Source organism: Nonomuraea sp. H19 (genome assembly GCF_052068215.1).
Taxonomy (GTDB): Bacteria; Actinomycetota; Actinomycetes; order Streptosporangiales; family Streptosporangiaceae; genus Nonomuraea.
Window position 1 is genome coordinate 306,610 of the sequence record NZ_JBQHCV010000003.1, and the last position, 24,394, is coordinate 331,003.

Consider the following 24,394-nt stretch of genomic DNA (forward strand, 5'->3'; position numbering starts at 1 on the left):
CACGCACGACTTCGATTCCTAGACTGGAGGAGTGCCTGAAGGAGACGCCGTCTACCGCACGGCCGCGCGGCTGCGAGAGGCGCTGGATGGGCGCGTGCTCACCGCGTCGGACTTCCGCGTCCCCCGGCACGCCACCGCGGACCTGACCGGGCGGGAGGTGCTCACCACACTCTCGCGGGGCAAGCATCTGCTCACCCGCGTCGAGGGCGACCTGACCGTGCACACCCACCTCCGGATGGACGGCAGCTGGCAGGTGGTGCCGGCGGGCCGGCGCATCCCGCCAGGCGACCGGGTCAGGCTGATCCTGGCCAACCGGCAGTGGCAGGCGATGGGCGTCAGGCTCGGGATGGTGGATCTGGTCAGGACCGGCGACGAGGCGCGCCTGGTCGGCCACCTGGGGCCGGATCTGCTGGGGCCGGACTGGGACCCGGACGAGGCCGTGCGGAGGCTGCGAGAGGCTCCCGGCAGGACCATCGGGGAGGCACTGCTCGATCAGCGCAACCTGGCGGGGATCGGCACGATCTATCGCGCCGAGACCCTGTTCCTGCGGGGGATCTGGCCGTGGCGGAGGGTCGGGGAGATCGAGGATCTCAGCGGGCTCGTGTCATTGGCCCAGCGGCTTCTGGAAGCCAACAAGGCGCACGCGGGCACGGTGACTACAGGTGATCGCCGCCCGGCGAACCAGACCTGGGTCTATGGCAGGGCGGGGAAGCCCTGTCGCCGCTGCGGCACCCGCATCAGCCGTGGGGAGATGGGGATGCAGCCACAGGAACGGCTGATCCTGTGGTGTGCCGGCTGCCAGCCGCGTTAGGCAGCCACCATGTCCTTGACTTCAGGGAACACGGATTCGGAAATCGATCCGGGAACCGTTTCGGCAAGAGGCAGGCGTTCGTGCTCGGGCACGTCGGCAAGCACAGGAGCGGCCTGGAGCTCCGCCAGCGCGAACTGGTCGGAAACCTCACGCAACACCTGTGAAAGCGGCACTCCGAGCGCACCGCAAATGGACGCGAGCAGCTCGGACGAGGCCTCTTTCTGGCCCCGCTCCACCTCGGACAAGTAACCGAGCGAAACACGGGCAAGCGTGGACACCTCACGTAGCGTGCGCCCCTGCCGGACCCGCAACCGCCTCAGCACATCGCCGAGCAGCTGACGCAGCAGAATCATCTGTCGCTCCCTCCCCGGCGCGGATGTCTTCACCACGCCCCGCGCGATCGGATCGTGCCGCACATTGGTCTTCTTCGCTTCGTACATACTCCTCGCCGTCATCATTGGGCGTCGCCGGCCCTGGACCGCCGCTCGTGGCTCGTTGCGCGACTCATCAGGCCCGCCTGCCGGGCGATCGGTGCTTGCAGTTGGCTCACGGACCTCACTCACAGCTCCACCGTACCCGTATCCACCGACACCGCGTCAGACCGCATACCGGATGTTCGCTCGGGACGTAACACGGTAATCACCCGGAATGTTCCCCTTTGTTCGCCTTCAGCACACGTGCTAGGAGATCAATAGCCTCGTCCACCGTCTCTACCCTGATACGTTCGCGCGACCCGTTTAGTCTCAATTCTCGCGCCCAAATCTGCCCACCAGGCCCGGAAACGGCCGCGTGCACGGTGCCGACCGGCTTGCCGTCCTGCGGCTCAGGCCCGGCCACGCCCGTCACGGCCAGCCCGTACGTGGCCCCGCACAGCCGCGCGACCCCCGTGGCCATCGCCGCGGCCACGTCCGGGTGTACGGCCCCCTCACGCCGCAGCAGGCCCTCCGGCACGCCCAGGAGGTCTCGCTTGACGTCGGTGGCGTAGGCGATCACCCCGCCCCTGAACGCCTTCGAGGACCCCGACACCGTCGTGAACGCGGCCCCGATGAGCCCGCCGGTCAGGGACTCGGCCACCGCCACCGTGGCGGCCTGGCGTACCAGCATGGACAGCACCTGCGCCACCTCCACCGTGATCACTCCCCGCGCGCCTGCTCGGCCACCTTGCGCAGCCTGATGGCCCGGATCACGTAGTCGACTCCGGTGCCCAGGGTGACGACCAGCGCCGCCCCCATCACCACCAATTGGACGATCTCCGGCACCCACGGCAGGAGATAGAGCACGATCGCGGCGATCTGCAGCACGGTCTTGACCTTGCCGCCGTAGCTGGCCGGGATGACCGCGTGCCGCAGCAACATGAACCTGAGCACCGTGATGCCGAGCTCCCGGCCGAGGATCAGGATCGTGATCCACCACTGCAGTTCGCCCAGGATCGACAGGCTCACCAGCGCCGCGCCGATGAGGGCCTTGTCCGCGATCGGATCGGCGATCTTGCCGAAGTCGGTGATCAGGCCGTAGCGCCTGGCCAGCTCGCCGTCGAGGTGGTCGGTGATCGAGGCCACCGCGAACACCACCAGCGCGGCCACCCGCCAGCCCGAGCCCGGCAGGAAGAGGCAGACAACGAAGAAGGGGACGAGCGCCAACCGGAGGACCGTGAGGACGTTGGCGATGTTCCACGGACTTACTACGCGGCGCTCGTCCCTTTTCATGGACCGGCCTTGATCCGCGCGATCAGATCGACCCCCTCGGCGTCGACCACGACCGCGCGCACGATCTGCCCTTTGACCAGGCCGATGCCCTGGACCGTGACCGAGCCGTCGACCTCGGGCCCCTGGTGCGCGGCCCGGCCCTCGTAGCCGCCGTCGCCGAGATCGTCGTCGATCAGCACGTCGACCTCGGTGCCGATGCGCTCCTCCGCCCGCTGGGCGGTCAGCTCCTCGGCCAGCTCGGTGAGCATCCGCACGCGCTCGTCGATGACGTCCTGGGTGAGTTTGCCCGGCATGCCGGCCGCCTCGGTGCCGTCCTCGTCGGAATAGCCGAACACGCCGATGACGTCGAGCCTGGCCTCCTCCAGGAAGCCGACCAGCTCGCCGAACTCCTCCTCGGTCTCGCCGGGGAAGCCCACGATGAAGTTGGAGCGCACACCCGCCTCGGGGGCGCGCTCGCGGACGGCCTCCAGCAGCCCCAGGAAGCGCTCGGGGTCGCCGAAGCGGCGCATCCGGCGCAGCACGCCACCGCTGGCGTGCTGGAAGGACAGGTCGAAGTAGGGGGCCACGCCCTCGGTGCCGGTGATCACGTCGATCAGGCCCGGACGCAGCTCGGCGGGCTGCAGGTAGCTGACCCGCACCCGCTCGACGCCCTCGACGGCGGCGAGCTCGGGCAGCAGCTTCTCCAAAGCCCGCAGGTCGCCCAGGTCCTTGCCATAGGAGGTGGAGTTTTCGCTGACGAGGACGATCTCGCGCACGCCCCTGTGGGCCAGCCAGTCGGCCTCGGCCAGCAGTTCGTCGGGGCGGCGCGAAACGTAGGAGCCGCGGAAGGCCGGGATGGCGCAGAACGTGCAGCGCCGGTCACAGCCCGAGGCCAGCTTGAGCGAGGCCACCGGGCTCTCGTCGAGCCGCTTGCGCAGCACGCGCGGGCCGCTGGCGGGCGCCAGCCCGTCGGGCAGGTCGCCGTGGCCGGGGATGTTGGCCTTGGGGGCGCTGGCACGATCCACTGGCGAGATGGGCAGCAGAGTGCGGCGGTCGCGTGGGGTGTGGGGCTTGAGCGGACGGCCCGCGAGCACGTCGTCGAGGCGGCCGCCGATCTCGGCGTAGTCGTCGAAGGAGACGACCGCGCTGGCCTCCGGCAGCGCCTCGGCCAGCTCGTTGCCGTAGCGCTCGGCCATGCAGCCCGCGGCCACCACCTTCGCGCCGGAGTCAGCGGCGGCCAGCAGCGTGTCGATGGAGTCCTTCTTGGCCGAGTCGATGAAGCCACACGTGTTGACGACGACGACGTCTGGGGCGTCGTCGTCCAGCTGCCAGCCGGCAGCCTCAAGTCGCGCGGCCAGCTCCTCGGAGTCGACCTCGTTGCGCGCGCAGCCCAGAGTGATCAGCGATGCGGTTCGGCGGGATGACATGGTGAACACTACGGTATCGGGAGTTGGCCACCACCTGATGCACTGCCCCCGGCAGGGAGGTGGCTCCCCGCGGGGGCAAAACGCCTCTTCCGCGTATTTTGGGGGGAATGCGGGGGGCACGCGCCCCGCAGGTCACTACCGCGAGCCCTGCCGGGGCTGCGGCGTCCGCGCCTTGAACGAGAACCGCACCGTCTGCCCCGGGTTGCCGAGACGCTCCATCTTCCTGCCGTTGACCAGCACCGACACCGCATCGGCGTCGCTGAGCATCACCTCGACCCGCCCAGGCGCCTGCCACGTGGAGGTCTCCCCCGCCTTCAACGTCCCCGAGAACAACCGGCGGCCCTTGGCGTCGCGCACGTTGACGTACGACGATCGCTTGGCCGTCATCTGGACCGTCACAAACCCTTTCGCGCCGCGTGACGGCCCGGGCGTCTCGGTGATCGGCGTGTTGGGCGGCACGCTCGGCCGGGCCCGCTGCAACTCGCCCATCCGCGCCTGGTCGTTCGCCCCGCCCAGCACCCGGATCATGCCGAACACCACGACGATCGCCAGCGCCACCCCGAGCGCCGTCGTCCAGTTGAGCCCCCGGCGCTCCGGCATCTTGATCCTGCGGTCGGCCTGGAACACCGACGCGGCCCGCACCGGCAGCGGCGCCCCGCCGTGCTGCTGGTCATACATGTGGACGACGGCCTCGGGATCGAGCCCGACGGCCCTGGCCACGGCCTTGACGTGCCCCCTGGCGTAGAAGTCACCGCCGCACTGATCGTAGTCGTCCTGCTCCAAACTCTGGATGATCGACTCGCGAATTCGGGTGGCCGCGCTGACCTCCGTGACCGACAACCCGGCCGACTGCCTGGCTGCCGCCAGCATGGCTCCGATGCTTTGCTCCTGCACGAAGAACGCCTCCCCATGGCGTCTGGACTCTCCACCACGACGTTGCGTAGTGGTTCATATTCAACCAGTTATCGCCGTGCAGGCATGCATTGGGGTCATTCGCCACGCAGGTCGGCCAGCAAACCGGGCAGATCATCCGGTTTGACCAGCACCTCCCGAGCCTTGGAACCCTCGCTCGGACCGACCACGTTGCGGCTCTCGAGCAGGTCCATCAACCGCCCCGCCTTCGCGAAGCCGACCCGGAGCTTGCGCTGCAGCATCGAGGTCGAGCCGAACTGGGTGGTGACGATCAGCTCGGCGGCCTGGATCAGCAGGTCGAGGTCGTCGCCGATGTCCTCGTCGATCTCCCGCTTGACCGGCGCCGCGGCCACGTCCTCGCGGTATTCGGCCTGCATCTGCGCCTTGCAGTACGTGACGATCTCGGCGATCTCCTTCTCCGAGACGAACGCGTTCTGGATGCGGATGGGCTTGCTCGCACCCATCGGCAGGAACAACGCGTCACCCTGGCCGACCAGCTTGTCGGCGCCCGGCTGGTCGAGGATGACCCGCGAGTCGGTGAGGCTGGAGACGGCGAACGCCAGCCGGGACGGCACGTTCGCCTTGATCAGGCCGGTGACCACGTCCACGCTGGGCCGCTGGGTGGCGATCACCAGGTGGATGCCGGCCGCGCGGGCCAGCTGCGTGATGCGCACGATCGAGTCCTCGACGTCGCGCGGAGCCACCATCATCAGGTCGGCCAGCTCGTCCACGATCACCAGCAGGTACGGGTAGGGCTGGTAGACCCGCTCGCTGCCGGGCGGCGGCACGAGCTTGCCCGCCCGCACGGCCTTGTTGAACTCGTCCACGTGCCGGAACCCCGACGCGGCCAGGTCGTCGTAGCGCCGGTCCATTTCGCCCACGACCCATTCGAGGGCCTCGGCGGCCTTCTTCGGGTTGGTGATGATCGGCGTGATGAGGTGGGGGATGCCCTCGTACACGCTGAGCTCGACCCGCTTGGGGTCCACCAGCACCATGCGGACCTCGTCCGGCGTGGCGCGCATCAGGATGCTGGTGATCAGCCCGTTGACGCAGACCGACTTGCCGGCGCCGGTGGCGCCCGCGATGAGCAGGTGGGGCATCTTGGCGAGGTTCGCGACGATCGTGCGCCCCTCGACGTCCTTGCCCAGGCCCACGATCATCGGGTGGTGGTCGGCCTGTGCCACCTGGGCCCGGAGCACGTCACCCAGTGCCACCAGATCCTTGTCGGCGTTCGGGATCTCCACCCCGATCGCCGACTTACCCGGAATAGGCGACAAAATCCTGACATCTGCGGACTTGACGGCGTACGCGATGTTCTTCGTGAGAGCCGTGACCTTCTCGACCTTCACCGCCGGGCCGAGCTCGATCTCGTAGCGGGTCACGGTCGGCCCCCGGGTGAACCCGATCACCTGCGCGTCGATGGTGAACTGCTCCAGCACGCTGGTCAGCGCGTTGACCACGGTCGTGTTGGCCTTGGTCTGCGGCTTGGGCGGGGTGCCCTGCTTGAGGAACTGCAGGTCCGGCAGGCTGTACGGCCCCGCCTGCGGCGACAGCACGAGCTGCTCGACCTTCCGCGGCGCGGGCGTCGGCTGCGGCGGCTCCGGCTTGCGCTCAAGGTCGGCGGCAGGCGTCTCCTCCTCGTCCGTCAGCCCGGGCACGATCTCCGGCGAGTGGTCGGCCCGCTTGTCGCCGGGCTTCTCCGCCAGCACGGGAGTGTCATACGGTTTGACCGTTTCGACGCCCTCGCCGCTCTCGGGCTTCTTGGTCCTGACCCGCTTCTTGCCCGGCGTGCGCGGCGTCGGCTCGGAATGCCGCTCGAACAGCATGTGCTTCAGCTCGCCGAGCCGCTCAGGGATGCGGTGCACGGGCGTCGCAGTGATCACCAGCACCCCGAACCCGGACAGCAGCAACAGCAGCGGGATCGTGATCCACGGCGGCAGGATGCTCATCGGCGGCGCCGACACGATGAAACCGATCATGCCCCCGGCCGCCGACACCTTGTCCATGCCCTGGCCCTCACCGGCCGGGTAGGGCGTGCCGTTGGCCACGTGAATGACGCCCAGCACGCCGACCATCAGCGCCGCCCAGCCGATCACCATGCGCCCGGTGTCGGCGTTCTGGTCGGCATGGCGCAGATAGCGCCAGGCCAGCAGCCCGAGCAGCAGCGGCAGCGCCCACGCCAGCGAGCCGAACACGCCGCGCACGGTCGCGTTCACCACACCGGAGACCGCGCCGTCGGCGTTGCGCCACGTCATCGCCGCGAGCACGATCGCGCCCGCGAGCACCGTCAGCCCCATCCCGTCGCGCCGGTGCGCCGGATCCAGCTCGCGGGCGTTCTTGCCCAGCGCGCGCGCCATGCTGCCGATGCCGCCCGCGAGCAGCATCCACAGCCCGACGATCAACTTGCCGATCATGGTGAAGACCCAGCTGATCGGATCCTGGTGTGTCACGGAGGGCTTGCGGCCAGAGGCGGCTCCCCTCGCCTTGGAACGCCCCGCCGACGCGCTTGTCCGCTTCGCGGGGGTCGAGCGAGACGAGGTCGACCGCTTCGCCGGCCCCTTCGGTGCGCTTTTCGGCGTACGGGTGGCCATGATGCCAAAGGTACGACGGAGACACCGCGGAGTGCGCGGAGGCTCGCCGAACGGCCCGTCATCTCCCCCCAACCGCTCCACGCGGCGCACAGCCGATCATCGATCCGCGGACCGCCCCTCACCCGTCGTGGACGAGACCGCGTCGAAGGCGGCCTGCATGGCCGCCACGCGGTCGGCCAGGTCCTTGACCACGTCGCTGACCCCCTCGTCACCCGCCGTCGCGCCCAGCGTTTCCAGCCGGGACTCGACCGCACCGAGCCGCCGCGCGAAGTCCGACAGGGCCTCGTGGTCGCGGACGAGCTGCGTGAGCAGCGCGGTCTGTTCCATCAGCACGGCGGTCTTGCGGAACAGCTCGATGAACACCGCGACCTTGGACCTGAGCACCCACGGGTCGAAAGGCTTGGTGAGATAGTCCACCGCGCCCACGGCATAGCCGCGGAACGCCGCGCCGGAGCCGGCGTCGGTGCCGGTCAGAAAGATGATGGGCACATCGCGGGTCTGGTCGAGCCGCTTGATGTGGGTGGCGGTCTCGAAACCGTCCATGCCCGGCATGAGCACGTCGAGCAGCACCACCGCGAAGTCGTGGCGCAGCATGAGCTTCATGGCCTCAGCGCCCGACCTGGCCTTGAACAGCCGCTGCTGCAGCGGCCGCAGGATGGCCTCCAGCGCGACCAGGCTCTCGTCGTTGTCGTCGACCATCAAGATCTTGACCTGGCGGTTCATCCCCCAGCCTTCCTCTCGCCCGCGAGCCACCCCCGCATCACGTCGAGCAGATGATCGAGGTCAACCGGCTTGGGCACGTAATCGGAGGCGCCACAGGAGATCGTCTTCTCCCGGTCACCCGGCATGGCCTTCGCGGTGAGCGCGATGATCGGCAGGTCGGCGAACCTCGGCATCTCCCGTACGGCGGCGAGCGTCTCGTAGCCGTCCATCTCCGGCATCATCACGTCCATGAGCACGAGCGCGATGTCCACGTCGCGTTCCAGCGCCTCGATGCCCTCCCTGCCGTTCTCGGCGTAGACGACCTCCATGCCGAGGCGGCCGAGCACGTGCGTGAGGGCGTAGACGTTGCGGATGTCGTCGTCCACGATCAGCACCCGCCGGCCCGCGAACGCCGTGCCGAGCGGGCTCTCCTTCAGCTGGGTGAACTTGGCGGCGGACTGCCACAGGTCGTCGTTGTCCACGCTCGTGCGGGCCTCGACGCGCTTGGGCTCGGGCTGCGCCGGCCGCTCCGGCTCGCCCGTGGCGCTCGTGACCGGGCACCTGGCGGGCACGTACAACGTGAACGTGCTGCCCTCCCCCGGAGTGCTGCTGGCGTGGATCTCACCGCCGAGCAGGCGGGCGATCTCGCTGCTGATCGACAGCCCGAGTCCGGTGCCGCCGTATTTACGGCTGGTGGTGCCGTCGGCCTGCTGGAAGGCGCCGAAGATGGCCGGCAGCTTGTCGGCGGCGATGCCGATGCCGGTGTCGCTGACGGCGAACGCGATCACTTCGGAGTCGCCCGGCTCGACCGAGACCTCCAGGCGCACCTCCCCGGCGGCGGTGAACTTGACCGCGTTCGACAGCAGGTTGCGCAGGATCTGCTGGAGGCGCCGCTCGTCGTTGTAGAGCTCGCGCGGCGTGCCCGGGCGCACCTCGATCTCGAACGTGAGCCCGCGGTCGACGGTGAGCGGCCGGAACGTGGCGTCCACGTAGTCGAGCAGCTTGCTCAGCGGCAGCTTCTCCGGGCGTACGTCCATCCGCCCCGCCTCTATCTTGGACAGATCCAGGATGTCGTTGATGAGCTGGAGCAGGTCGCTGCCGGCGTTGTGGATCGTGGTGGCGAACTCGACCTCCTGCGCCGACAGGTTGCCCTCGGGGTTGTCGGCGAGCAGCCTGGCCAGAATGAGCAGGCTGTTGAGCGGAGTGCGCAGCTCGTGGGACATGTTGGCCAGGAACTCCGACTTGTAGCGGGAGGACGTGGCCAGCAGGTGGGCCTTCTCCTCCAGCGCGGCGTTCGACTTGCGCAGCTCGGCCTGCTGGCGCTGCAGCTCGTCCGAGCGGCCCTGGAGCTGCTGGGCCAGCCGCTGGGACTCCGACAGCAGCGACTCCGTGCGGGCGTTGGCGATGATCGTGTTGATCGCGACGCCGATGGTGACCACGAACTGGTCGAAGAAGGCCAGGTGCACCTCACTGAACCGGCTGAACGAGGCCAGCTCGATCACGCCGAGCACCTTGTCCTCGTACACGATCGGCAGCACCACCACGCTGGCGGGAGCGGCCTCACCGAGCCCCGAGTGGACCTTGATGTAACCGGGCGGAACATCGTCCAGCAGGATGCGCTTGCGTTCCAGCGCCGCCTGCCTGATCAGCCCGGACCCGGGGCTGCCGGGGCCCGGCAGCACGTCGTGGGCGGCCCCGTAGCCGGCGATGAAGGCCGGGGCGCCGTCGGAGTCGGGGTCGGCCAGGAAGAACGCGCCGTACTGCGCGCTGACCAGCGGGGTCAGCTCGCGCAAGATGAGGTCGGCCACCTCCACCAGGTCGCGGTGGCCCTGCATGAGCCCGGCGATGCGGGCCAGGTTGCTCTCCAGCCAGTCCTTGGCGCGGGTGGTCTCGCGCAGGTTGGCGACCATGAGATTGACGTTGTTCTTCAGCTCGGCGACCTCGCCCTTGGCCTCGACGCTGATGGAGCGGCTGAGGTCGCCCTGGGCGACGGCGCTGGCCACCTCGGCGATGGCGCGTACCTGGGTGGTGAGGTTGCCGGCGAGCTCGTTGACGTTCTTGGTGAGGCGTTCCCAGGTGCCGTAGACGCCTTCGACCTCGGCCTGCCCGCCGAGCCGCCCCTCGGAGCCGACCTCGCGGGCCACCCGCGTCACCTCCGAGGAGAACGACGACAGCGTGTCGACCATGGTGTTGATCGTGGTCTTCAGCTCCAGGATCTCGCCGCGGGCGTCCACGTCGATCTTCTTGTACAGATCGCCGTTGGCCACCGCGGTGGCGACCTGCGCGATGTTCCGGACCTGGCTGGTGAGGTTGGAGGCCATGAAGTTCACGTTGTCCGTCAGGTCCTTCCAGACCCCGCTCACCCCCCGCACCTGCGCCTGACCCCCGAGCCGCCCCTCCGTGCCCACCTCGCGCGCCACCCGCGTCACCTCGTCGGCGAAGGCGGACAGCTTGTCCACGGTGGCGTTGATGGTGTCCTTGAGCTGGAGGATCTCACCTCGCGCGTCCACGGTGATCTTCTTGGACAGGTCGCCGTTGGCGATGGCGGTGGTGACCATGGCGATGCTCCGGACCTGGCTGGTGAGGTTGGAGGCCATGAAGTTCACGTTGTCCGTCAGGTCCTTCCAGACCCCGCTCACCCCCCGCACCTGCGCCTGACCCCCGAGCCGCCCCTCCGTGCCCACCTCGCGCGCCACCCGCGTCACCTCGTCGGCGAACGCCGACAACTGCCCCACCATCGTGTTGACGGTGTCCTTGAGCTGGAGGATCTCCCCCTTCACATCCACGCTGATCTTGCGGCTGAGGTCCCCCTGAGCGACGGCGGTGGCGACCTGGGCGATGTCGCGCACCTGCTCGGTGAGGTTGGAGGCCATGAAGTTGACGTTGTCGGTGAGGTCCTTCCAGACGCCGCGCACGCCGCGTACCTGTGCCTGGCCCCCGAGCCGCCCCTCCGTGCCCACCTCGCGCGCCACCCGCGTCACCTCGTCGGCGAACGCCGACAACTGCCCCACCATCGTGTTGATGGTGTCCTTGAGCTGGAGGATCTCGCCCCGCGCGTCCACGGTGATCTTCTTCGACAGGTCGCCGTTGGCCACCGCGGTCGTCACCTGGGCGATCGAGCGCACCTGCGTGGTGAGGTTGGAGGCCATGAAGTTGACGTTGTCGGTGAGGTCCTTCCAGGTGCCGAGCACGCCCTTCACCTCGGCCCGCCCGCCGAGCTGCCCCTCGGTGCCCACCTCGCGGGCCACCCGCGTCACCTCGCTGGCGAACGCCGACAGCTGATCGACCATGGTGTTGACGGTCAGCTTGAGCTCCAGCAGCTCACCGGTGGCCTCGACCGTCACCTGCCTGGTCAGGTCACCCCGCGCCACCGCCGTGGTCACCACCGCGATGTCGCGCACCTGGGCGGTCAGGCGCGCGGCCATGGCGTTGACGGCCTCGGTGACGTCGCGCCAGCTGCCCGACATGCCCTGCACCTTGGCCCGGCCGCCCAGCCTGCCCTCGGTGCCGACCTCCCGCGCGACCCTGGTGACCTCGCCGGAGAACAACGCGAGCTGGTCCACCATGCGGTTGACCGCTTTGCCCATGAGCCGCAGCCCACCGCGCAGCGGCCGGTTGTCCTCCTGCAGGTCCACCCGCTGCGACAGGTCGCCGTCGGCGACCGCGTTGAGCACCCGCGTGGCCTTGGCCGCGGGGATGACCAGCGCGTCGATCAGGGAGTTGACCGCGTTGACGTTGACCGCCCAGCTCCCGGTGCCCGGGCTGGGGTTCAGCCGCTCGTCCAGCCGGCCTCGCCTGGCCACCTCGCCGCGCACCCTGGCCAGTTCGGTGGCCAGGTGCTCGTTACGGTCCACGACCTGGTTGAACGCGGTCGCCAGCTCGGCGAGGAACGGATCGTCGGGCACGTCGAGGCGCTGCCGGAAGTTGCCGTCACGCAGTCCTTGCAGGGCCACGAGCAGCGGCCGGAGCTCAGCCGGATGGAGCGATCCAGGTGCGTAAGGAGTTTCCAACTGCGCGACCATGGCGGCCCTCTTCACCGAATCACTGTGATGGATGCCCTGGCCATTGAGCCGGGGAGGAAACGGCGTACGGTCGGCATGATTCCTCCTGAAGGTGTAGGCGTAGCCGTCGGCGCGCTCCCGGAGTGCGTCCGCTGTCTTGCGTCAAAGGCAGCCACCTGGACATACACCTCCCAAAAGTGGTGGTTCGGGCTGGTCGACACGGGCCTGAGATGCCGGCAGAGCCGCACCTGAAGCCCCCTCCGCCAGAAGGGGTTATTAACTCGATGTGCCAGTTCGGTCACTCTCAGAGTGGCAGACTGATGCTGTTGATACCTCCGAATCTCCAAGACCCTCTCGTAGGACGCACAGTGGACACGACCCGAGTGTCGAGCACGGCCTTCGACGGGACTCCCCATGCTCCGGCGCACGCCCGCAAGTTCGTCCGGCAGGTGCTCGGCGAATGGCGGCTGAGCCACCTGGCGGAGGACGCCGTGCTGCTGACCAGCGAACTCGTCACCAACGCCGTCGTGCACGCGGGCACCGGAATCGAGCTGACCTGCCGCCTGGACGTGGAGGCCACTCCGGCCAAGCTCGAGATCGAGGTCGACGACCATCACCCCACCAGGACCATCACGGCGGACGACGCCGCGCCCACCGACACGATGCGCACCTCGGGGCGGGGCCTCGCGCTCGCGGGCATGCTCGCCGACGCCTGGGGCGTCACCTACACCAAGACCGCCAAGCGCGTCTGGGTCCGCATGGAACTCGCCGACGGCTGTGACAACCAGGAGGCCGCGCCCCTGCCGGCCACCGTCACTCCGCCCGTCGAGACTCTGCACGTCGGCGTCGTGGTCTGCGACCGCGACGGGATCGTGCGGTCCTGGAACTCCGAGACTCAGCAGTTGCTCGGATGGCGGGCGGAGCAGGTCGTCGGCATGAAGCTGGAGGACCTGGTCGCCTGGCGCGGCCACGGCCCGTACGCGTTGACGCTCGCCGACACGCTCGGCCTGGGCCGCTGGCGGGGCGAGGCGCGCATGCGCCACGCCGACGGCAGGCTGGTCCCCGTCTACGTCTCTCATCTGCGCCCGAGGGGGCAGCGGTCGGCGATCTGGATGGTGGTGGCCGGCGACCACCGCTACGTGCTGACGCCGCCGCCGGTGCCGTTGCGCAGGGAGGCGGGCGGGCGCATCAAGGAGCTGCTCGACCAGGACATGCCGTTCTCCGAGTTGCTCCAGACGATCGCGCAGATCGTCCAGGTGTCCAGCGGCGGCGACGCCGCGTACGTGCTGCTCGCCGCCGAGGGCGGCAACCGGTTCGGCGTGGCGGCGGGCGCCGGGGCGACGGCGGGGCTGGTGGGCGTGCTGGCCACCGGGGTGTTCAGCGCCGACCGCAACACGCCCACGATGATCGACGACCTGCTCGCCGGCGACGTCGAGCTGGCCCAGCAGCTGCGGGCCAGGTCGCTGGCGTGCGCGCCGTTGCTGGTCACCGGTGAGGTGACCGGTTACATCGTGGTGACGGCCGCGCAGCCGGGGCGCTTCGATCAGGAGCTCACGGTCAGTCTGCAGCACATCGCCGACCAGGTGGCCGTGCCGGTGCAGCGGGAGCGGCTGGCCGAGCGGGACCGGGCGCATCGGGGGCGGCTGTCGTTCCTGGCCGAGGCGGGCGAGCTGCTGGCGGGGGTGCACGACGAGGAGCTGATCGCGGCGCTGACGGCGCAGCTCGTCGTGCCCAAGATCGCGACGTGGGCGGCGGTCTACCTGACCGACCTGGCGGGCATGACGAGGCTGGCCCATGTGTGGCACAGCGAGGAGCGGCACAACGCCGAACTGCGCAAGTCGCTGCCCGCCATCCCGCGTACCGCGCTCAACGAGGTGAGCTGGCCGGTCGGGCCGGAGACCGTGCTGTCGTTCCCGCTGCTCACCCAGGGCCGGTCGCAGGGCGCGCTGGTCATCGGCCGCGCCGAGCCCACCCTGCCGCTGGAGATGGCCGACCTGCTGGCGGACCTGTGCCGGCTGGTGGCGCTCAACCTGCACACGGCCATGCTGTACACCCGCCAGGCCACCACGTCCAGGGTGCTGCAGCGCAGCCTGCTGCCCATGCGCGTGGCTCCCATGCCGGGTCTGGAGTCGGCGGTGGTCTACGAGCCGGCCGAAGAGGGGGCGGACGTCGGGGGCGACTTCTACGACCTGTTCACGGTGGCCGACCATTGGTGTTTCGCGCTGGGCGACGTGTGCGGCAGCGGCCCCGAGGCGGCCGCGGTCACCGGGCTGGCCCGCCATGCCGTCCGCCTGCTCGCCAAGGAGAACTACACGGTGGCCGACATCCTGGACCGGCTCAACCAGGCGCTGCTGGAGGAGGGCGACGACGGCAGGTTCCTCAGCCTGCTGTGCGGCGAGCTGACCCCGCTGCCCCAGGGTGGCGCGTTGTGCACGATCGCCTCGGCCGGTCATCCGCCGCCGCTGCTGCTGCGCCCGGACGGCGTGGTGGAGGCGATGGCCACGCCCCAGCTCCTGCTGGGTATCGAGGCCGAGGCCAGGTTCTACGTGGAGACGTTCGAGCTGGCGCCGGAGGAGGTGCTGCTGTGCGTCACCGACGGCGTGACGGAGCGGCGCGACGGCGACCGCCTGCTCGACGACGGCGACGGGTTGGCGCGGCTGCTGTCCGGCTGCACGGGGCTGAGCGCGCACGCGGTGGCCGAGCGGGTGCGGCACGCGGTCGAGACGTTCGCGGCCGAGCCGGTGCAGGACGACGTGGCCTTGCTGGTGATCAAGGCCGCCGCCGCCCTGCGCCCGGTCAGGACGTGAACGCGTACGTGGTCGTGGAGGTGCGGCGCTCACCCGGCCGCAGCACGGTGGAGGGGAAGTGCGGCTGGTTGGGCGAGTCGGGGAAGTGCTGCGTCTCCAGGCACAGCCCGGCGAACGGCCCGTACGGCGTCACGACCCCGTCCAGCATGCTTCCGGAGTAGAACTGCACGCCCGGTTCGGTGGTCGTGACCTTCATGGTGAGGCCGCCGGCCGTCACCTCGATGCCGCCGTCGAGGACGAAGCAGTGGTCGTAGGCGCCGTCGTACCGCTCGCCCACGGCGTGCGGCTCGGTGAAGTCGAACGGCGTGCTCTTGACCGACGCCGACTCCCCAGTCGGGATCTTGTCGGCGTCCACCGGCAGGTAGTGCTCGGCCTCGATCCGCACGACGTGGTCGAGCACGTCGCCGCCGCCCTTGAGGTTGAAGTAGGAGTGGTTGGTCAGGTTGATCACGGTCGGGGCGTCGGTCTCGGCCACGTAGTCGATGCGGAGGGCGTCGTCCTGCAGCGTGTACGTGACGGAGACGGTCAGCGTGCCCGGGTAGCCCTGGTCGCCGTCGGGGCTGGTCAGCGTGAGGGTCACCGACTCGGCGGTGCGTGCCGCGATCGTCCACACCTTACGGTCGAAGCCCTCGGTGCCGCCGTGCAGGCTGTTGGGGCCGTTGTTGACCGGGAGCCGGTATTCGACGCCGTCGAGGGTGAAGCAGCCGTTCGCGATGCGGTTGCCGTATCTGCCGACGACCGCGCCGAAGTAGCGGCTGCGGGTCTGGTAGTCCTCCAGCGTGTCCAGTCCGAGCACGACGTTGACGCCGGACACCTCCAGCGAGCGCACGATGGCGCCGTAGGTGAGCACCTCGGCACGCAGCCGTCCCGATGACAGCTCGACCTGCTCGACCTGCTCCCCCGATGGCAGCGTTCCGAAAATCATTGTTGGGCCCTTCCCGTGGACTCGCGGACTATGAGGGCGGTGTCGAGGGTCACTGTCGCGCCCTCGCCCCCCGACTGCAGCAGCAGGTCGACGGCCATCCTGCCGGCCGCCACCGCGGGCATGGCCACGGTGGTCAGCTTGGGCCGGTTGAGCCGGCCCGGCAGGATGTCGTCGAACCCGACCACACTTATCTGGTCTGGTACCCCGATCTCCATCGCCGCCAGGCCCTCGATGAGGCCGAGCGCGACGAGATCGTTGTAGGCGAGCACTGCGGTCGCCCCGCACGCCGCCACGTCGGCGGCCACGGCGAGCCCGCCGGCCTCCGTCGGCTGGTTGGGGCCGAAGAAGACCAGGTCCAGCCCGGGCGTCTCAGCGGCCACGCCCTGCATCTCGTTACTGGTCCACGAGCCGATCGGCCCGGACACGAGCGCGATCCTGTGGTGGCCGAGGCCGGACAGGTGCTCCAGGGCGAGCTTGGCGCCCTGGGCGACGTTCATCAGCACGGCGGGCATGCCCTTGATCCGGCGGTTGACCACCACGAACGGCACATCTTCGGCCAGGCGCTCGATCATCCGGTTCGACAGGCGGGGGCTGCACAGCAGGACGCCGTCCACTTGTTTGGTGAACGTCCTGATCAGCTCTTCCTCGACCCGCGGGTCCTCATCGGTGTCGGCCACGAACACGTGGTAGTCGCGTCCCCTGGCCTGAGATTGAGCGGCCTTGATGAGCGGTGGGAAGAACGGGTTGGCGATGTCCGCCACGATCAGGCCCATGTTGAACGTGCGTCCCGTCGTGAGCGCCCTGGCCGCCCGGTTGGGGCGGTAGCCGAGGTCGTCCGCGGCGGCCAGCACGCGGCTTCGGGTGGCAGGATTGACCAGGTGCGGCGCGGAGAAGGTGCGGGACACGGTGGATACATGGACGCCGCAGGCGCGCGCCACATCCTTGATCGTCGCCGCCATCGCCGTCCTCCCTTGCAAACGGTTGCCAGACTAAACCTTGACCTTCACCGGTCCGGCCGTCAAGGTTCTTGCAACCGGTTGCCATCTGACCCGCGCCGCTGCGCTTGATCAGCGCGCGCGCCGGATCCATGGCGCCCGCCGCGTCGCCGGCCTGCGGTTCACCCTATCGAGGACGCTGCAATCGCCATCACCCGGCAACGCGGACCAACCAGCGCATACGACCCGGGGCGTTACCAGATGCCGCCCAGTTCCTTGAGGGTGAAGACGCCGCCGGCGCGGTGGTGGAGGGGGTCGGTCAAATCCGGCTCCCCCTGCTCGGCGATGAGGGCGGCGGCCTGGGGGTCGGAGGAGTCGCGGGAGTCGTACCCGATGGCCTTGGCCTCCTCCAGCGACCACCAGCGGCGCGCGTTGTCCGAGACCCCCCACACGACGTGGTATCCGGGCGCGGTCAGCGCGGCCTCGACCAGGCGGGCCAGGTCATCGGGCGAGATCCAGGTCGCCAGCCCGCGCGTGTCCTGCGAGCCCTCGTTGCAGGTGCCGAGCCGGATCACGGTCACGTTCATGTCGAAGCGATCGTGGTAGAGGCTGCCCAGCGCCTCCATGACGACCTTGCTCACGCCGTAGTAGGTGTCCGGCCGCGGGAAGGCGTAGTCCGGCAGGTCGGAGCCGTCTTCCGGCCGGGTGTGGAAGCCGGCCGCGTGGTGGCTGCCCATGAGGACGAGGTGCTCGACGCCCTCGTTGCGCGCCGCCTCCAGCAGCACTTGCATTCCGTTGATGTTGGCGTGCACGATGTCCGCCCAGGGATGCTCCCTGCTCTGACCGCCCAGATGGAGCACCGCGTCCACGCCCTTCATCGCCTCGGCCATGGCGGCCGGGTCGGCGAGGTCGGCCGTCACCCACTCCTCCCCCGGGCCGGTCTCGACCGGGTGGAGGTCGGAGAGCCGCAGCGTGCGGCCTTCGCGAGCGAGGCGTGGGCGGAGCAGGGTGCCGACTTTTCCTGCGGCGCCGGTCATGAGTATGCGCATGCATCCATGGTGTACACGATCCTGTCCCAAATTCACATACCTGAATATTGACCGTTAGCCATAAGTGTGACTACGTTCACACCCACGGGTCCAAGTCCACGACTCATGTCCACATATGTGAACGGGAGGCGGTCTGATGTCACGTCGTCTGCTTGGGGGCGCGATCATCGCGTCCCTGGCCGTAACGCTGACAGGCTGCGGCTCCGGGGGATCAGCTTCAGGCTCAGACAACACACTGGAGATCTGGATCAGGCAGGCGCCCGATTCGGACTCCGCGAAGACGGCGCAGAAACTCGCCGACGCATTCACCAAGTCCAGCGGGATCAAGACCAAGGTCGTCGCGCTCTTCGACGACTTCGAGACCAAGCTGAACCAGCAGGCGGCGCAGAAGGCGCTTCCCGACATCGTCATCAACGACACCGCCCAGCTCGGCAACATGCAGTCCCAGGGCTGGCTGCGCGAGGTCGACAAGGCGTCCCTGGCCGGTGGCGACAAGGTGGAGGAGCGGGCGTGGAAGGCCGCCACCGGTAGCGACGGCAAGTTCTACGCCGCCCCGTTCTCCGCCCAGGCGTTCGCGCTGATCGTCCGCAAGGACTGGCGCGACAAGGTCGGCATGGAGCCGCCACAGACCTGGGAGGACCTCACCAAGCTGGCCACCGCGTTCACCGAGAAGGACCCCGACGGCAACGGCCAGAAGGACACCGCCGGGTTCGTCATCCCGGCCGGCACCAAGCGCGGCTACGCCTCCTGGTACGCCTCCTCGCTGATCTACGCCAACGGCGGCGACTTCCTCAAGGCCAACGGCCCGGGCAAGTACGCGGCCACCGCCAACGACCCCAAGTTCGTCGAGGCCGTCCAGTACCTGCAGGACCAGTTCTGCAAGACCAAGACCGTCAACCCGGGCGCGGTCAGCAACGACACGACCGTCACGCATGAGGTGTTCGAGAAGGGCCAGGGCGGCATCTACCTGGTCGGCCCGTACGTGCTGGCCCGGTTCGTCAAGAGCCTCGGCACCGACAAGATCGAGGTCCTGCCCGTGCCCAAGGGCCCGGCCGGCGGCCCCGGCACCCTCGGCGAGGGCGAGAACGTCTACATGATGGTCGGCTCGGAGATGGAGGACGCCCAGAAGAAGTTCGCCGAGTACGCCCTCTCCCCCGAGGGCCAGCGGATCGGCATGAACAAGGACGCCAACGGCGCCATCGTCCGCCTGCCGGTCAACACCACCGTTGACATGAGCGCCGAGCGGCAGGACCCGCGCTGGAAGGTGTTCCAGGAGTCGTACGACTTCGCCGTCTACGCCCCGCCGGTGCCGAACTGGGCACCGATCCGGCAGACCTCGGCCGACGCCATCAACACGGTCTGGGCCGACTGCTCGGCGGACGTCAAGACGGCGATGGAGGGGCTGAACACCAAGCTCACCCAGGAACTGCAGAGCCAGAAAGCATCATGACGTCCACCCTCACCCGGGCGGGCACCCGGACCGCGTCCCCTCGCCGCCGCCCCAAAGCGGTGCGGTGGCGGGGGTCGCTGATCGCCTGGCTGTTCCTGGCGCCCGCGCTGTTGCTGTTCCTGTACTTCAAGTTCATTCCGATGGCCGTGGGCCTGTGGAAGAGCTTTCACGAGGTCAAGTACATCTCCGACACGTGGGTGGGCTTCGACAACTACAAGACGATCCTCACCGACGACGAGTTCGGCGCCGCCATCTGGCACAGCGTGGTGCTGGCGCTCGGCACCACGGTCGGCTCGCTCGTGCTGGGGCTGGGGTTCGCGCTGCTCATCGAGGGCCCCGCCCGCTATCTGTGGTTCGTCAGGACCGCGGCCTTCCTGCCGGTCGTGACCACGATGGCGGCCGTGGCCGAGGTGTGGCGGATCATGTTCCACCCGGCCGACAGCGGGATGCTCAACACGATCATCGGCTGGGTCGGCGTCGATCCGCAGCCGTGGCTCGGCAGCGAGAACTCCTCGCTGTGGTCGATCATGCTGATGAGCATCTGGCGCGGCACCCCGTACGACATGATGATCTTCCTGGCCGGACTGGTCGGCGTGGACCGCACGCTCTACGAGGCGGCGGCCGTGGACGGGGCCTCCACGTGGCACCGGCTGCGCCACATCACGCTGCCGGCGCTGCGGCCGGTGTTCTGGATCCTGTTCACGCTGGCGGCCATCCGCGGGCTGCGCGTGTTCGTCGAGGTGTACGTCCTCACCAACGGCGGCCCGAACGGCTCCTCCGAGGTGCTGATGACCTTGATCTACAAGCTCGGCTTCCAGAAGAACGAGCTGGGCGTCGCCTCGGCCGGCGGGATCGTGCTCTTCCTGGCCACGCTGGCGCTCACCGTGGTCGTGCAGACGCTGCGCAGGAGGCAGGCGAAATGAGGTTCGACAGCGCTCTGGGGCTGGAGTCGCGCAAGGGGCCGCTGGCCATCGCGGGAAAGACCATCGTCTACGGACTCATGGTGGTGGTCTTCACCGGCCCCCTGGTCGGGCTGCTCATCAGCTCGTTCAGCAAGACCCTCGACCCGACGTCGTTCTCGCTGTGGCCCGAGGAGTTCACCCTGGAGAACTTCGTCCAGGCCAAGGACAAGAACGTCTACCTCTACCTGCTCAACTCGTTCATCGTCGTGGGCTTCGGGCTGCTGCTGCAGATGCTGGTGAGCGTCTTCGCGGCGTATGCGCTGGCCCGCAAGAAGTTCCGCGGCATGACGTTCGTGATGCTGATCATGCTCGCCACGATGATGCTCCCCGAGGAGATCATCGCGATCCCGCTCTCCCTCGTCCTGGCCGACATGCCGGTGCTGCATCTCAACCTGATCGGCACGTACGCGGGCATGATCCTGCCCGTCGGCGCCTGGGGCTTCTCCATCCTGGTCATGACCGAGTTCATGAAGGAGGTGCCGGTCGAACTCGAGGAGGCGGCGCGCATCGACGGCGCGGGCGAGCTGCGGATCTTCGCTACGATCATCGTGCCGCTGTGCCGTCCCGCGCTCGGCGTGATCGGCGTCTTCGGCTTCACGATGATCTGGGACCAATACCTGCTGCCGCTGATCGTCGCCCCTGAGTCGGACATGTGGACACTGCCCATCGCGCTGCGCTCGCTGCGCTCCGACGAGGAGGTCGGGATCGGCGTACTGCTCGCCGCCTCGCTGCTGGCGCTGCTGCCGTCGATCATCGCGTTCCTGGCCTTCCAGCGGCAGTTCATGCGCGGACTGACGAGCGGCGCCGTCAAGGGTTAAGCGTCCATGTATCTGAACGGGATCCCATATTCTGGATGAGGAAAGCTGTCGACGTAGGGATGAGTATGGAGCCCCAGCTTGTCAAGTCCGCCGAACGGACAGTGCGCATCCTCGAAGCGCTGGCCGAGTCGCACGACACCCTGACGCTGTCGGAGCTCCAGCAGCGCACGGGATTCCCGCGTAGCAGCCTGCACGCCCTCATGCGGACGCTGGTCGAGCTCAACTGGGTCGAGACCGACTCGGCCAGGTCGGCGTTCGGGATCGGACCGCACGCGCTGCTGACCGGAACCGCGTACCTGGACAAGGACCCCGCGCTCCCGTACGCGCAGGAGACGCTGGAGGACCTGCGGGACGAGATCGGGCACACCGCCCACTTCGCCCGCAGGGACGGCGCGCACGTCCTCTATCTGGCCACCAGGGAGTCGCGCGAGGCCGACCACGTGATCCCCAGGGTCGGCCGGCGGCTGCCCGCCCACGTCACGGCGCTCGGCCAGGTGCTGCTCGCCCAGCTCACCGACGACGAGGTCGTGGCGCTGCTGCCCGACCGGCTCACGCCGCTGACCGAGCACACCATCACCGACCTGGCCAAGCTGACCGGTGAGCTCGACCAGGTCCGCACCAGGGGCTGGGCCTACGAACGCGAACAGGGCACGCCCGGCGTGGCCTGCGTGGCCGTGGCGGTCGACTACCGCATCCCGGCCACGGACGCCATCAGCTGCTCGATGCCGGCGAGCCTCGCGCCCGCCCAGGTCGAGCGGATCATCGAAGCGATGATCAAACACACCCGCAAGCTGGCTGCCACTCTTCGCAGGGAGGGCATCCGCTAGAAAGGACTGTTGATGCGGCTAGATGGTGTTCTCTTCTTTCCGGTGACCCCTTTCGGCCCCGATGGCGAGCTGGCGGAATCCGTGCTGGCCCGGCACGTCGCCGATGGAGTCGCGGCAGGGGCGGGAGGAGTGTTCACCGCATGCGGCACCGGTGAGTTCAACGCCCTCGATCTCGACGAATACACCAGGGCCGTGGCCACTTCCGTGGCCGCCACAGAGGGGCGCGTGCCGGTGTTCTGCGGGGCCGGCGGCGCGCTGCCCGCCGCCAAGGCGATCGCCCGCGCGGCCGCCGCGCAAGGAGCCGACGGGCTGCTGCTCATGCCTCCCTACCTGGTCACGGGCCCGCCGTCCGGTCTGGTGCGGTACGTGCGCGAGGTGGCCGAAGCCGGTGGCCTGCCGGTCATCATCTACCAGCGCGGCAATGCGCGCTTCACGCCCGGGGCCGTCGCCGAGCTGGCCACGGTGCCCCACGTGATGGGGCTCAAGGACGGGCTGGGAGACTTCGACCTGCTGCAGCGGATCATCCTGACCGTGCGGCGGTCGGCCGGTGAGGAGTTCATGTTCTTCAACGGGCTGCCCACCGCCGAGCTGACCGTGCCCGCCTATCGAGGACTCGGAGTGAGCCTGTATTCGAGCGCGGTGTTCGCGTTCGCGCCCGAGATCGCTCTGGCCTTCTACAAGGCCGTGACCGGTGGGGACGAGGTGCTGGTGCAGCGCCTGCTGACCGACTTCTACCTGCCGCTGGTGGAGCTGCGGGACCTCGTGCCCGGCTACGCCGTCTCGCTGGTCAAGGCGGGGGTGCGGCTGCGGGGGCTGGATGTGGGAGGGGTACGGGCGCCGCTGGTCGATCCGGCGCCCGAGCACCTGGCGTCGTTGGAGCGGATCATCGCGACCGGGCTGGAGATCGCCGGAGCTTGATCGTTCCTGAGAGCCTTCGCGGCAGGCCCGCTCCCCTGGGCACCAGGAGCGGGCCTGCCGCCTAACGCCTGGGGAGCACGTACTGCCCATCGACCCTACGCGGAACGGACAGTGGGTTGCCGTCCTTGAGCTCGTCCGGCAGCAACCCCTCCGGCCAGTCCTGGTACGCCCTGGGCGCCAGCCACCGGTCGATGGCCGTGGCCCCGACGGAGGTGGACGACGTGGTCGCGGCCGGCCAAGGACCGCCATGCTGCATCGCCCAGCACACCGCCACGCCGGTCGGCCAGCCGTTCCAGATGAGCCGGCCGGCCTTCCTGCCGAGCACGTCGACGATCTCGCCGGCCTCGTCGGGGTCGGTGCCGTGAACGGTGGCCGTCAGCGAGCCGTCCAGCCGTTCGAGCACCGGACGCAGATCGGAAATTTCCTGATATGTCACCACGATGGACGCGGGGCCGAAGCACTCCTCGCCGATGTGCGGCAGCTTCTCCGCGAACGTGCCGAGATCCGTGGTGAACACCTTCGGCGTGACCGCCCAGCTGCCCGCGCCCGGCTTGCCTTCCGCCAGCAGTTGCAGCTCGCCGAGCCGCTCCACGCCGCCCAGGTAGCCATCCCTGATCCGCTCGGCCAGCATGGGGCCGCCGCTGGTCCCCTCGACGGCCTCCACCAGGGCCTTGCGAAGCTCGTCACCCTCGGGCACGAACATGAGCCCGGGATTCGTGCAGAACTGCCCGACCCCCAGCGTCAGCGACCCGGCGAACCCGGCGGCCACTCCCTCCGCCGGCGCGGACGGCAGCACGACCACGGGATTGACGCTGCCCAGCTCGCCGAAGAACGGGATCGGCGTCTCGCGTTCGTCGATCAGCTTCTGGATCGCCTTTCCCCCGGCCACGGACCCGGTGAACCCGGCCGCGACCACGGTGGGGTGCTTGACCAGGTCGATCCCCGCCTGCATACCCTGCACAAGACCCAGCAGGTCAGGGTACGGAAGCGCGTCGCGTACGATCTTGGCCACCCGCTCGGAGGTGTTCGGATGCCCGGGATGCGCCTTGACGACCACCGGGCACCCTGCCGCCAGCGCCGAGGCGGTGTCGCCGCCGGCCACGGAGAACGCGAACGGGAAGTTGCTGGCCGCGAACACGGCGACCACGCCGGGCAGCGGGTGTTTCATCCGCCGCACATCGGGCCTGGGCGGAGTCAGCGACGGATCGGCGTGATCGATGATGGCCTCGGCGTACCCGCCGTCCCTGATCACCTGGGCGAAGAGCCTGAACTGCCCGGCCGTGCGCGCCACCTCGCCGCGCAGGCGTACTTCGCCGAGCGCGGTCTCCTGGTCGGCGAGCTGCCACAGCTCGTCCACGTGGGCGGCGAGGGCGTCGGAGACGGCCTCGAGCGCGAGTGCCCGCTCGGCCGCCGGCGTGGAGCGCCAGGCCGCGCCGGCGGCTGCCGCGGCAGAGACGATCAGGTCGACCCCGGCACTGTCGGTCTCTGGCAGGGCGGCGCCCAGGGTCTCGCCGGTCCTGGGGTCATATCCGTAGATCATCGAATGGCCCTTCGGAGTCTTGACACTATCTCAG

At 69.1% G+C, this 24,394-nt stretch carries 19 protein-coding genes; 7 read left to right on the forward strand and 12 right to left on the reverse strand.

Annotated elements, in window-relative coordinates; genetic code table 11:
* Positions 1-31: 31 nt before the first annotated feature.
* A complete protein-coding gene (locus tag ACTMTI_RS08125) occupies positions 32-811 on the forward strand; it encodes a DNA-formamidopyrimidine glycosylase family protein (RefSeq protein WP_441119226.1) in 780 nt (259 codons plus the stop codon).
* Here the strand turns inward: ACTMTI_RS08125 and ACTMTI_RS08130 are convergent.
* From ACTMTI_RS08130 to ACTMTI_RS08165, 8 genes are all read right to left on the reverse strand, one after another.
* Complete coding sequence (locus ACTMTI_RS08130; RefSeq protein WP_441119541.1) at positions 808-1,164, reverse strand: helix-turn-helix domain-containing protein; 357 nt, start codon at positions 1,162-1,164, stop codon at positions 808-810. The two genes, ACTMTI_RS08125 and ACTMTI_RS08130, sit on opposite strands and share 4 nt — an antisense overlap.
* Positions 1,165-1,450: 286 nt before the next feature.
* Positions 1,451-1,948, reverse strand: coding sequence for a CinA family protein (locus ACTMTI_RS08135; protein ID WP_441119227.1), 498 nt, complete (start codon positions 1,946-1,948; stop codon positions 1,451-1,453).
* Positions 1,945-2,517 (reverse strand): CDP-diacylglycerol--glycerol-3-phosphate 3-phosphatidyltransferase, encoded by a 573-nt coding sequence (gene pgsA, locus ACTMTI_RS08140; protein ID WP_441119229.1) that lies wholly within the window; start codon positions 2,515-2,517, stop codon positions 1,945-1,947. Before pgsA ends, ACTMTI_RS08135 begins: the two co-directional genes overlap by 4 nt.
* Positions 2,514-3,923 (reverse strand): 30S ribosomal protein S12 methylthiotransferase RimO, encoded by a 1,410-nt coding sequence (gene rimO, locus ACTMTI_RS08145; RefSeq protein WP_441119230.1) that lies wholly within the window; start codon positions 3,921-3,923, stop codon positions 2,514-2,516. The genes pgsA and rimO overlap by 4 nt, the downstream gene beginning before the upstream one ends.
* Positions 3,924-4,058: 135 nt before the next feature.
* Entirely contained in the window at positions 4,059-4,817 is a 759-nt protein-coding gene (locus ACTMTI_RS08150) for a helix-turn-helix domain-containing protein (protein ID WP_441119231.1), read from the reverse strand.
* A gap of 95 nt (positions 4,818-4,912) precedes the next feature.
* The gene (locus ACTMTI_RS08155) at positions 4,913-7,249 is read right to left on the reverse strand and encodes a DNA translocase FtsK (protein WP_441119232.1); all 2,337 of its coding nucleotides are present in this window, start codon (positions 7,247-7,249) and stop codon (positions 4,913-4,915) included.
* Between the two features lie 273 nt (positions 7,250-7,522).
* Positions 7,523-8,149, reverse strand: coding sequence for a response regulator (locus tag ACTMTI_RS08160; protein ID WP_441119234.1), 627 nt, complete (start codon positions 8,147-8,149; stop codon positions 7,523-7,525).
* Positions 8,146-12,150, reverse strand: a complete 4,005-nt coding sequence (locus ACTMTI_RS08165; protein WP_441119542.1) for a HAMP domain-containing protein — start codon at positions 12,148-12,150, stop codon at positions 8,146-8,148. Before ACTMTI_RS08165 ends, ACTMTI_RS08160 begins: the two co-directional genes overlap by 4 nt.
* A gap of 347 nt (positions 12,151-12,497) precedes the next feature.
* Between ACTMTI_RS08165 and ACTMTI_RS08170 the strand changes: the two genes are divergently transcribed.
* A complete protein-coding gene (locus ACTMTI_RS08170; RefSeq protein ID WP_441119236.1) occupies positions 12,498-14,936 on the forward strand; it encodes a SpoIIE family protein phosphatase in 2,439 nt (812 codons plus the stop codon).
* On the opposite strand, the gene ACTMTI_RS08175 is transcribed toward ACTMTI_RS08170, so the two are convergent.
* The 3 genes from ACTMTI_RS08175 to ACTMTI_RS08185 all read right to left on the reverse strand — a co-directional run bounded on the left by ACTMTI_RS08175 (position 14,926) and on the right by ACTMTI_RS08185 (position 17,845).
* Complete coding sequence (locus ACTMTI_RS08175; protein WP_441119237.1) at positions 14,926-15,861, reverse strand: aldose epimerase family protein; 936 nt, start codon at positions 15,859-15,861, stop codon at positions 14,926-14,928. The two genes, ACTMTI_RS08170 and ACTMTI_RS08175, sit on opposite strands and share 11 nt — an antisense overlap.
* Positions 15,858-16,820 (reverse strand): LacI family DNA-binding transcriptional regulator, encoded by a 963-nt coding sequence (locus ACTMTI_RS08180; RefSeq protein ID WP_441119239.1) that lies wholly within the window; start codon positions 16,818-16,820, stop codon positions 15,858-15,860. The genes ACTMTI_RS08175 and ACTMTI_RS08180 overlap by 4 nt, the downstream gene beginning before the upstream one ends.
* Before the next feature lie 230 nt (positions 16,821-17,050).
* Positions 17,051-17,845, reverse strand: coding sequence for an NAD-dependent epimerase/dehydratase family protein (locus ACTMTI_RS08185; RefSeq protein ID WP_441119240.1), 795 nt, complete (start codon positions 17,843-17,845; stop codon positions 17,051-17,053).
* Between the two features lie 136 nt (positions 17,846-17,981).
* Between ACTMTI_RS08185 and ACTMTI_RS08190 the strand changes: the two genes are divergently transcribed.
* The 5 genes from ACTMTI_RS08190 (at position 17,982) to ACTMTI_RS08210 (ending at position 22,820) form a co-directional block, all read left to right on the forward strand.
* The gene (locus ACTMTI_RS08190; protein WP_441119241.1) at positions 17,982-19,295 is read left to right on the forward strand and encodes a sugar ABC transporter substrate-binding protein; all 1,314 of its coding nucleotides are present in this window, start codon (positions 17,982-17,984) and stop codon (positions 19,293-19,295) included.
* The gene (locus ACTMTI_RS08195; RefSeq protein ID WP_441119242.1) at positions 19,292-20,218 is read left to right on the forward strand and encodes a carbohydrate ABC transporter permease; all 927 of its coding nucleotides are present in this window, start codon (positions 19,292-19,294) and stop codon (positions 20,216-20,218) included. The genes ACTMTI_RS08190 and ACTMTI_RS08195 overlap by 4 nt, the downstream gene beginning before the upstream one ends.
* Positions 20,215-21,075 carry a carbohydrate ABC transporter permease gene (locus tag ACTMTI_RS08200; protein WP_441119244.1) on the forward strand — a complete coding sequence of 287 codons (861 nt, stop codon included), beginning with the start codon at positions 20,215-20,217 and terminating at the stop codon, positions 21,073-21,075. Before ACTMTI_RS08195 ends, ACTMTI_RS08200 begins: the two co-directional genes overlap by 4 nt.
* Positions 21,076-21,140: 65 nt before the next feature.
* On the forward strand, positions 21,141-21,902 hold the full coding sequence (locus tag ACTMTI_RS08205; protein WP_441119245.1) for an IclR family transcriptional regulator: 762 nt from the start codon (positions 21,141-21,143) through the stop codon (positions 21,900-21,902).
* 12 nt (positions 21,903-21,914) lie between these two features.
* Complete coding sequence (locus ACTMTI_RS08210; protein ID WP_441119246.1) at positions 21,915-22,820, forward strand: 5-dehydro-4-deoxyglucarate dehydratase; 906 nt, start codon at positions 21,915-21,917, stop codon at positions 22,818-22,820.
* 61 nt (positions 22,821-22,881) lie between these two features.
* Here ACTMTI_RS08210 and ACTMTI_RS08215 read toward each other — a convergent pair whose 3' ends face one another.
* Positions 22,882-24,360, reverse strand: a complete 1,479-nt coding sequence (locus ACTMTI_RS08215) for an aldehyde dehydrogenase (NADP(+)) (RefSeq protein WP_441119247.1) — start codon at positions 24,358-24,360, stop codon at positions 22,882-22,884.
* Positions 24,361-24,394 lie beyond the last annotated feature (34 nt).

What these genes read in the sequence shown, in the direction of transcription:
- ACTMTI_RS08180 (WP_441119239.1), bottom strand. Translation starts at nt 16,820, where the DNA reads ATGGCGGCGACGATCAAGGATGTGGCGCGCGCCTGCGGCGTCCATGTA.
- ACTMTI_RS08215 (WP_441119247.1), bottom strand. Translation starts at nt 24,360, where the DNA reads ATGATCTACGGATATGACCCCAGGACCGGCGAGACCCTGGGCGCCGCC.
- ACTMTI_RS08200 (WP_441119244.1), top strand. Translation starts at nt 20,215, where the DNA reads ATGAGGTTCGACAGCGCTCTGGGGCTGGAGTCGCGCAAGGGGCCGCTG.
- ACTMTI_RS08160 (WP_441119234.1), bottom strand. Translation starts at nt 8,149, where the DNA reads ATGAACCGCCAGGTCAAGATCTTGATGGTCGACGACAACGACGAGAGC.
- ACTMTI_RS08155 (WP_441119232.1), bottom strand. Translation starts at nt 7,249, where the DNA reads ATGATCGGCAAGTTGATCGTCGGGCTGTGGATGCTGCTCGCGGGCGGC.
- ACTMTI_RS08190 (WP_441119241.1), top strand. Translation starts at nt 17,982, where the DNA reads ATGTCACGTCGTCTGCTTGGGGGCGCGATCATCGCGTCCCTGGCCGTA.
- ACTMTI_RS08195 (WP_441119242.1), top strand. Translation starts at nt 19,292, where the DNA reads ATGACGTCCACCCTCACCCGGGCGGGCACCCGGACCGCGTCCCCTCGC.
- ACTMTI_RS08185 (WP_441119240.1), bottom strand. Translation starts at nt 17,845, where the DNA reads ATGCGCATACTCATGACCGGCGCCGCAGGAAAAGTCGGCACCCTGCTC.
- ACTMTI_RS08175 (WP_441119237.1), bottom strand. Translation starts at nt 15,861, where the DNA reads ATGATTTTCGGAACGCTGCCATCGGGGGAGCAGGTCGAGCAGGTCGAG.
- rimO (WP_441119230.1), bottom strand. Translation starts at nt 3,923, where the DNA reads ATGTCATCCCGCCGAACCGCATCGCTGATCACTCTGGGCTGCGCGCGC.
- ACTMTI_RS08205 (WP_441119245.1), top strand. Translation starts at nt 21,141, where the DNA reads ATGGAGCCCCAGCTTGTCAAGTCCGCCGAACGGACAGTGCGCATCCTC.
- ACTMTI_RS08210 (WP_441119246.1), top strand. Translation starts at nt 21,915, where the DNA reads ATGCGGCTAGATGGTGTTCTCTTCTTTCCGGTGACCCCTTTCGGCCCC.
- pgsA (WP_441119229.1), bottom strand. Translation starts at nt 2,517, where the DNA reads ATGAAAAGGGACGAGCGCCGCGTAGTAAGTCCGTGGAACATCGCCAAC.
- ACTMTI_RS08165 (WP_441119542.1), bottom strand. Translation starts at nt 12,150, where the DNA reads ATGGTCGCGCAGTTGGAAACTCCTTACGCACCTGGATCGCTCCATCCG.
- ACTMTI_RS08130 (WP_441119541.1), bottom strand. Translation starts at nt 1,164, where the DNA reads ATGATTCTGCTGCGTCAGCTGCTCGGCGATGTGCTGAGGCGGTTGCGG.